A 2337-nucleotide genomic window follows, 5' to 3' on the forward strand; every position below is an offset into this window, starting at 1 on the left:
TTGGCGGTAAAATTCTGACATGAGTCCTGCGGTTGTATCATCCGGTACTTTCCATAGAGAGACAACAACGCTAGGAACGCCAGCAGCTATTAAAGAACGGGATAATCCAATTACACCATCTCCCGTTAGGCGACCTCGCCCCGTATCGCAAGCACTTAAAACGACTAATTCAGCGTTAAGCTTAAGATTAAGGATTTCTTCGGCGGTGAGCAATCCATTGTCTTTGTCAGAGGGGGCTAGTGCGATCGCACTTCCCAATCCTCGCATATTATCGAATTCTCCATGTGTTGCTAAATGAATTACCCGTGCATTGGACATTTGAGCAACTATAGATGTTTCGGTGGCTTGTGTTCCGATGATGGCTTTTGTATTGAATAGAGAGGCTATATCTGTGGCTTCTTTTTCTGCATAGGGGAGAGGGCTATACTGGTTAGGCATCGGTGAAGGATTACCGACTACCAAGACGGGTGCATTGGGAGAAATTTGTTGACTGTGGCGAAGTTTATGAGTTGATTCTAGGACTTGAATTGAGGGAGCGGTGAGAATAGTATGTTTTTTAATAAGGTAGTCGCCATTGGCATCTTGCAAAGCGGGGAAGGGAACGAGAAACAACTCGGCTTGGGGGATGAAAATTACGCGATCGCTAGGATTAGTCGGTAATAAGTCAGCGATCGGTTGGATGAGAATTTGGTGGAGTTGTTGCAGTGATGTCTGTCCGAAGTCTTCTACATCGTTGATTGATTTCGGTATGGTTACACCCTCTGTAAAAGAGGGAAGTCTGACTCTAAGTATGCCATTTTGAGTATCGAATGATACGACTTCCCAAGGTTCTGAGTTTGCTGTGTCACCTTTGAAGTGAATGCGATCGCCCGGTTTAAAAAGTGGTTCATTAGTATTAGCACCTCTTACATTAATACCACGACGAATACGAGGAATAAGGTTAATAAGGGATTTATTTTGTTGTCGCAATGATTTGAGGTCAACTTGGCGAAATACCTCTTCACCAGTAGGTTTAATTACCCAAATATAGAGGGCTGACTCTTTGCTATCTTCATAAATAATTGAGTATTGAACAAGAGTAGCCTCTTGAGCTTTGGCAATTTTCTTAATATCTTCCAATGTGGGGTAAGTTATGGTAGGTTTAGCTTCTGATGGGGGATTTAACCGTCTTGTTAACAAGTCAAAGAAAGCACGCGCCCTTCCTCGTTCAGCAACTTCCAGTGCAGCCGAAGTTCGATTTTGAGCGACTAGGACTTCTTGTAAGGAGCGATAGCTCCGAGCTTGTTGTTCAAAAATTGATATTTTTTCAGAATCTTTGTTACCTAAGTCTGTCCGTATAGATTCCCAAATTTCGATAGCAGCAAGTAGGTTTTTCTCTGCTTCAACAAGCTTACCTAATTTGAGAAAAGAAATACCTAAATTGTTTAAAGATATTCCTTGAACTTCGCGGTCTTTTTGTTTCTGACTGAGCTGCAAGCTTTGGGTGTAAAACTCAATCGCCCGATCGTAATCTCCCGAAGCAATGTAAGCATTACCCAAACTCGCAAAAATACCCCCCTTATGGACACGGTTTTGAGTTTGCCGCTCAATAGCTAACGACTGTTCATAGAATTTAATTGCTTGGTTATAGTCTCCCAAGGCAAGAGAAACATCACCTAAGCCTCCCAAAGCCAAAGCCTCACCTTGGAGATCTTTTATTTCCTGAGCAATGGTCAAGAACTGCCTATAGGACTCAAGCGCTTGCTTATTATCACCCAAGGCCAAGTAAGCTGCTCCCAGATTTCCTAATGCTGTACTTTCTCCCTGGCGATCTTTGAGTTCCCGTGAGATAACCAATTGCTGCTGTAAATACTTAATCGCTTCATTATAATCTCCTATGTTGTTGTATAAACGACCTAAATTTCCTAAAGCTGATACCTGTCCTTTACGGTACTTAATTTGCCGTGCTAAAGCCAAACTTTGCTGATAGTAATCAATCGCTTTGCCATAATCCCCTTGGGAGCTGTAAAATATACCGAGATTAGTAAGTGCTGCCATCTCACTGCTGGGGCTTTGGATTGAGCGTGCAAGCTGCAACTGTTGCTGATAGTAACCAATCGCTTTACTGTAATCTCCAAGTTCAAAGTAAGGTAATCCCAAATTTCCTAAAATTGCCGTTTCATCTTGTGGAGAGCGGATGTTTCTCGCTATAATTAAACCCCGCTCATAGTATTCAATTGCTTTCCTGTAGTTGTCCAAAGCATAATTGACCTGTCCTAGCCCAATGAGAGCGATCATTTCCTGTTTAGGATTGGAGATTGCTTGTGCGATCGCCAACTGTTGCTGATAAAACTCTCC

General features: G+C 42.6%; 1 protein-coding gene. It reads right to left on the reverse strand.

The features are described from left to right. On the reverse strand, nucleotides 1-2337 hold a 2337-nt coding region (locus tag H6S82_RS29315; RefSeq protein ID WP_191057183.1), incomplete at both ends, for a CHAT domain-containing tetratricopeptide repeat protein.

The sequence above is a fragment of the Planktothrix sp. FACHB-1355 genome (genome assembly GCF_014748295.1).
In the GTDB taxonomy this organism is placed as follows: Bacteria; Cyanobacteriota; Cyanobacteriia; order Cyanobacteriales; family Aerosakkonemataceae; genus Aerosakkonema; species Aerosakkonema funiforme_A.